The sequence below is a fragment of the Streptomyces sp. NPDC030809 genome (assembly GCF_055572195.1).
In genome coordinates this window covers 111,784-118,077 of the sequence record NZ_JBVIDV010000009.1, presented here as the reverse complement: position 1 = coordinate 118,077, position 6,294 = coordinate 111,784, and the positions used below count along the sequence as shown (strand labels likewise).

The following is a 6,294-nucleotide window of genomic DNA, read 5'->3' as shown; positions in this document are numbered from 1 at the left end:
TCCTTCTCCCCCCCCCCCCCCCCCCCCCCCCCCTCCCCCCTCCCCTCCCCCCCTCCCCCCCCCCCCCCCCCCCCCCCCCCCCCCCCCCCCCCCCCCGAGGCTGGATTTCGCCCCGCAGGGTCGGATTGGACCCGCAGGGTCGGATTGGACCCGCAGGGTCGGATTGGACCCGCAGGGTCGGATTGGACCCGCAGGGGTCGGGGGGCCGGCGGCCCGGAATACGCCCCCACGGGTCGGACTTGACCCGCAGGGTCGGAGCGTCAGCCCCCGTTGACCGGCAGGACATCCGGCGAGAGCGCCCCGGCATGCGCCGCAGCCGAGGTCATCCGCCGCCGGTGGTGCCGCCGGCACAGCACCTCGTAACCGACCTGCTCCGCAGGCCGGTTGACGTCCCCGACCACGACCTGCTCGCCCTCGACCACCATCACCCCGCCCACCGTCCGCGCATTGTGCGTGGCCCGCGCCCCGCACCAGCACAGCGCCTCGACCTGGAGCTGCTCGATCCGGTCCGCCAGCTCGATCAGCCGCTGCGAGCCCGGGAAGAGCTTCGTCCGGAAGTCGGTGGTGATGCCGAAGGCGAAGACGTCCATGTCCAGGTCGTCGACGATCCGCGCGAGCTGGTCGATCTGGCCGGGGGCCAGGAACTGCGCCTCGTCGGCGATCACGTAGTCGGCCTTGCCGCCCGCCGAGAGCTCCCCCACCAGGTACGCGTACAGGTCCATCGTGTCGGTCACCTCGACCGCATCCGCGACCAGGCCCAGGCGCGAGGAGATCTTCCCCTCCCCGGCCCGGTCCTGGCGGGTGAAGATCACGCCCTCCAGCCCGCGGGCGGAGCGGTTGTGCGTGATCTGCAGGGCCAGGGTGCTCTTCCCGCAGTCCATGGTTCCGGAGAAAAAGACCAGTTCGGACATCAGGAGGAGGTGACCTTTCGGGTCGGGCGCACGGGCGCGGCGCAAGGATGGGGCGGACGGGGGACGGAGCGGCTAGAGCAGGGCGGCCCACGGCAGCGGGCCGGGCGACGACAGCGGCCGGGCGACGACGACGGCAGCGCCGCCGCTCAGGCGGAGCGGACCTCCAGCAGCGGGACGAGCTGCTCCGCCGCAGTCATCGAGCCGTGCATGCCGGCCAGCGCGGACTCGTTCGGCTCGTTCACCGAGGCGGTGATCGCCGCATCGGCCTGGGCGGCCGCGATCACGTCCCCGATCCGCCCCAGGACCCGCTCGTCGCACTCTCCCGGCGGGCCGAACCAGCCGCGGTCGAGCGCCTCCTCGCGGCTCGCCACCCAGAACCGGTCGCCGAGCACCTCGCGCCACACGGTCAGGACATCGGCCTCGGCGCCCGGTACGGCGTACACGTGCCGGGCCCGGCCCTCGCCGCCGAGCAGGGCCACCCCGGCGCCGAGCTCCCAGTCCTCGTCGAAGTCGATCCGCGCGTCCTCGTCGAAGGGGATGTCGACCATGCCGTGGTCGGCGGTCACGTACAGCGCGGTGCGCGGGGGCAGCTGCTCGGCGAGCCGCTGCACCAGCCGGTCCACGTACATGAGCTGCCCGCGCCAGGCGTCGGAGTCCACTCCGAAGCGGTGCCCGGCCCCGTCCAGCTCGCTGTAGTACGTGTAGACGAGCGAGCGGTCGCCGGCGGCCAGCCGCTCGGCCGCCAGGTCCATGCGCTCCTCGCCCGTCATCCGGCCGAGGAAGGTGCCGCCGCTCAGCGCGATCTTGGTGAGCGGGGTGCTCTCGAAGGCCGGGGAGGAGACCTGCGCGGTCGCCACCCCCGCCTCGTGGGCGAGCCGGAACACCGTCGGGTAGGGCTGCCAGGCTTGCGGCGGGGTCCAGGGGTTCCACCGCAGCTGGTTCATCAGCTCGCCGGTGGCGGGGTTGCGCACCGCGTAGCCGGGCAGCCCGTGGCGGGCCGGGGGCAGGCCGGTGCCGACGGAGGCCAGGGAGGTGGCGGTGGTCGCGGGGAAGCCGGCGGTGATCGGGCGGCCGGTGCCGCCCCGCGAGCTGCCGAGCAGGGAGGTCAGGTACGGGGCCTCGGCCGGGTGGGCCTTGATCTGCTCCCAGCCCAGCCCGTCGATCAGGAACACGCAGTTGCGGTCGGCGGGGGTGAGCTCCTCGATCGCGGCGGTGAACCCGGGTACACCGAGTCCCGCCGCGAGGGTGGGCAGCAGATCGGCGAGCGAGCCGGAGCCGTACGCGGGGACGGGGGCGCTCGCCGGGTCCAGGAGCTCGGGCTCCTGCCAGTCCTGCGCTGCGGACCAGCTCATCAGCGGGTCGGGGAGGAGGTCGCCGCGGTGGCCTCGGACAGCGCCTGGGCGAAGACGAGGGTCTGGCGGACCGCCTCGGGGCCGTCGCCGGCCTCGCTGACGCGCAGGCTGAGGTCGTCGGCGGTGGAGTTGCCGGTGTAGCCGTGGTCGGAGTCGCAGTTGGGGTCGCCGCAGGCGGCCGGCTCCAGGTCGATGCGGGAGACGGCGCCCCAGCCGATCGTGAGGACCACCTCGCGGGGCAGGGTGCCCGGGGTGTACGACTCGGGGTTCGCGACCACCCGGCTGAGCACGACGGACGCGATGCTGCCGAGCTTCACGGACTCGGTGGAGGTGGTCGCGTACGGCGACGGGGAGCCGGCGTCCGCGGCCTGCTCGTCGGTGTGGCTGACGATGAACCGGTGGTCGGTCAGGACCAGCACGGTGACGTGGCGGCGCACCTCGTTGGAGTCGAAGGTGGTCTCCTGGTGGACCAGGTACGACGAGATCGGCTCACCGCCCACGGCGGCCTCCACCGCCTCGGCCACGAGGGCCGGGTAGTAGCCGCTGCGCTCGATCGCTGCGCGCAGCCCCTGGGTGGTCGTACCGGATTTCGCCATGGGGTCCATCCTAAGGCCCGTACGGGGCGCCTCGACCTGCCCGGCGGCAGGGCCCGCGGGCAGGCGGCCGCAAGGGCCGCGGCGCTCAGTAGCTGGGCAGGGTCCGGGGCCCGAGGTCGGTGCGGGCCGGGGGGCGGGAGAGGCGGACCGTGGCGCCGAGGACGGAGAGGCCTTCGGCGGCGACGACCACCGGTTCCATCGAGACCCCGGCCACCTCGGGGTGCTCGTCGACGAGGCGCGAGACCCGCAGGAGCAGCTCCTCCAGTGCGGCCGTGTCCACGGGGTCGGCCCCGCGCCAGCCGAAGAGCAGGGGGGCGGCGCGCAGCGAGCGGACCAGCTCGGCGGCGTCCCGGTCGGTGGCGGGGACGAGCCGGTGGGCGGTGTCGCCGAGCAGTTCGGAGGCCACGCCTGCGAGCCCGAAGGAGAGCACCGCGCCGACGGCGGGGTCCACCACCGACCGGACCACGGTGTCCACGCCGCGCGGGGCCATGGCCTGGACGGCGGGCAGCAGCTCGGCGGGCGTGCCGAGGGCCTCGGTGAGCTCCTCGTAGGCCCGGCGCAGCTCCTCCTCGCTGCCGAGGTCGAGCCGTACGCCGCCCAGGTCGGGGCGGTGGCGCAGGTGCGGGGCGGTGGTCTTGAGGGCGACGGGGTAGCCGAGGCGGCGGGCCGCGGCGGCGGCCTCGTCGGGGGTGGGGGCGGGCAGGGTGGGGCGGACCGCGATCCCGTAGCAGCCGAGCAGGGCGTGCGCGTCGGCCGCGTCGAGGGTGCGGACGGCGTCCCCTTCGACCCCGTCGAGGAGGGCGGCGATCCGGTCGGCGGCCGCGGCGGTGTCGATGTCCTCGTACTCGGGGACGAGCCCGCCGCCCTCGGCGTTGCGGCGCCGCCACTGCCCGTACCGGACGGCCTCGGCGAGGGCCCGGACGGCGCGCTCGGCGGCGGGGTAGGCGGGGATCCGGGTGGCGGCGGTGAGGGCGGCGGGGAGTTCGTCGAGCTCCACGTGGACCACGGCGATCGGCTTGCCGGGCACCTCGGCGGCGGCCCCGCGCAGGGCCTGGGCGAGGTCCTCGGTGAGGGTGGTCTCGCCCACGGAGGGGATGGCGGTGACGATCACCGCGTCGTTGCCGGGGTCGGCGAGGGCCGCGGCGAGCGCGGCGCGGAAGTCGGCGGGGCCGGCGGCGGTGGTGAGGTCCTGCGGGGGGTGCGGGCGCAGCCCCTCGGTGAGGCAGGCGTCGTACGAGAGGACGCCCAGGGATTCGGAGTTGCCGAGGATGGCGATGTTCGGGCCGGCGGGCAGCGGCTGTTCGGCGAGGAGCAGTCCGGCGTCGACGAGCTCGGTGACGGTGCCGACGCGGATCACGCCCGCCTGCCGGAGGAGTTCGGAGACGGTGGCGTCGGGGAGGCGGGTCTCGGGCACGGCGTGTCCGGCGGGGCCGACCCCGCCGTGGCGGCCGCCCTTGGCGACGACGACGGGCTTGACGGCGGCGGTGCGGCGGGCGAGCCGGGTGAACTTCCGCGGGTTGCCGAGGGTTTCGAGGTAGAGGAGGGCCACGTCGGTGGCCGGGTCCTCGTACCAGTACTGGAGGACGTCGTTGCCGGAGACGTCGGCCCGGTTGCCGGCGGAGATGAAGGAGGACAGGCCGGCGCCGCGCCGGACGAGGGCGGAGAGCAGGGCGATGCCGATGGCCCCGGACTGGGTGAACAGGCCGGTCCGGCCGGGTTCCGGGTTGCCGGGGGCGAGGGAGGCGTTGAGGCCGGAGGCGGTGTTGATCACGCCGAAGGCGTTGGGGCCGATGATCCGCATGCCGTGGGAGCGGGCCTGGCGGACCAGCTCGCGCTGGCGCTCCAGCCCTTCGGGGCCGCTCTCCCCGTAGCCGGCGGAGAGCACGACCAGGCCCTGGACCCCGTGTTCCCCGCAGTCGGCGACGGCCTCGGGGACCCGCTCGGCCGGTACGGCGATGACGGCGAGGTCCACGCCGCCGGGGATCTCGCCGACGGAGCGGTGGGCGGGGGCCCCGGCGAGTTCGGTGGTGCCGGGGTCGAGGGCCTTGTTCACGGCGTGGACGGGTCCGGTGAAACCGCCGGCGAGGAGGTTCGCGAGGGCGGAGCGGCCGACCCCGTCCGGGCTGCGGCTGACGCCGACGACGGCGACGGAGCGGGGGTTGAGGAGCCGCTGCACCGAGCGGGCCTCGGCGCGCTGCTCGCGGGCCCGCTGGACGGCGAGGGACTCGGCGGTGGGCTCCAGGTCGAGGGTCAGGTGGACGGATCCGTCCTCGAAGCTGCGCTTCTGCTGGTAGCCGGCATCCGTGAACACCTTGATCATCTTGGTGTTGGCGGGCAGCACCTCGGCGGCGAACCGGCGGATGCCGCGCTCCCGGGCCACCGCGCCGATGTGTTCGAGGAGGGCGGAGGCGACCCCGCGGCCCTGGTGCGCGTCCTGGACGAGGAAGGCGACCTCGGCCTCGTCGGCGGGGAACGGGGCGGGGCGGCCGTCGGGGCCGATCCGGTCGTAGCGGACGGTCGCGATGAACTCGTCGCCGACGGTGGCGGCGAGGCCGACCCGGTCCACCTGGTCGTGGTGGGTGAAGCGGCGCACGTCCCGGTCGGAGAGCCGGGGGTAGGGGGCGAAGAAGCGGTAGTACTTCGACTCGTCCGAGACCTGCTCGTAGAAGCTGACCAGGCGCCCCGCGTCCGCGGCGGTGATGGGCCTGATCCGGGCGGTGCCGCCGTCGCGCAGCACCACGTCCGCTTCCCAGTGGGCGGGGTACGAGGGGTCCGACACCGTGGTCATGGGGGCAAGCGTACGGGTCCCCCTCGCGCGGCGTGTTAGGCAAGGCGGGACAAAGCGGTGCAAGCTGGGGAAGGCCGAACGGCAGGCTTTCACGGGCCGAAGGTCGGTCCGAGCATCCGGAGCGCCGTGAGAGACTGGTCTAGACAACCGTAAGAACCTGAAGGGCATCACCATGGCAGAGCGCCGCGTCAACGTCGGCTGGGCCGAGGGCCTGCACGCTCGTCCCGCCTCGATCTTCGTCCGTGCGGCGACGGCCTCCGGGGTCCCGGTGACCATCGCGAAGTCCGGCGGCGACCCGGTCAACGCCGGTTCCATGCTCGCGGTCCTGGGTCTGGGCGCCCAGGGCGGCGAGGAGATCGTCCTCGCCTCCGAGGCCGAGGGCGCGGACGCCGCACTCGACCGCCTGGCCAAGCTGGTCGAGGAGGGTCTCGAGGAGCTCCCCGAGACCGTCTGACCCGTCTCGGATCCCCTGCACGGCGCGGCGGGGCCGCAGTCTCCCGGAACACGGGACTGCGGCCCCGCCGTTTTCGCACCCGCGGGCCGCTGCGGAATTCCCCGGGGGATGCCGAATGAATTCGGGCAGCGGAAAGCCCGGCCCGGAAGGCCGTCAGAAAGCGGGCCCGAAGGCCGGGAGCCCGGAATTCACA

General features: G+C 74.6%; 5 protein-coding genes. 1 reads left to right on the top strand and 4 read right to left on the bottom strand.

The window, feature by feature from the left end; translation table 11 throughout:
- Positions 1-260: 260 nt before the first annotated feature.
- From ACZ407_RS14660 to ACZ407_RS14645, 4 genes are all read right to left on the bottom strand, one after another.
- Positions 261-911, bottom strand: a complete 651-nt coding sequence (locus tag ACZ407_RS14660; RefSeq protein ID WP_468128416.1) for a thymidine kinase — start codon at positions 909-911, stop codon at positions 261-263.
- 146 nt (positions 912-1,057) lie between these two features.
- Positions 1,058-2,263 (bottom strand): alkaline phosphatase family protein, encoded by a 1,206-nt coding sequence (locus tag ACZ407_RS14655; protein ID WP_468128415.1) that lies wholly within the window; start codon positions 2,261-2,263, stop codon positions 1,058-1,060.
- Positions 2,263-2,859, bottom strand: a complete 597-nt coding sequence (locus ACZ407_RS14650) for a DUF5998 family protein (protein WP_468128414.1) — start codon at positions 2,857-2,859, stop codon at positions 2,263-2,265. Before ACZ407_RS14650 ends, ACZ407_RS14655 begins: the two co-directional genes overlap by 1 nt.
- Before the next feature lie 85 nt (positions 2,860-2,944).
- Complete coding sequence (locus tag ACZ407_RS14645) at positions 2,945-5,647, bottom strand: bifunctional acetate--CoA ligase family protein/GNAT family N-acetyltransferase (RefSeq protein ID WP_468128413.1); 2,703 nt, start codon at positions 5,645-5,647, stop codon at positions 2,945-2,947.
- A gap of 172 nt (positions 5,648-5,819) precedes the next feature.
- Between ACZ407_RS14645 and ACZ407_RS14640 the strand changes: the two genes are divergently transcribed.
- Positions 5,820-6,101, top strand: a complete 282-nt coding sequence (locus ACZ407_RS14640; RefSeq protein WP_226731866.1) for an HPr family phosphocarrier protein — start codon at positions 5,820-5,822, stop codon at positions 6,099-6,101.
- Positions 6,102-6,294: the final 193 nt, after the last annotated feature.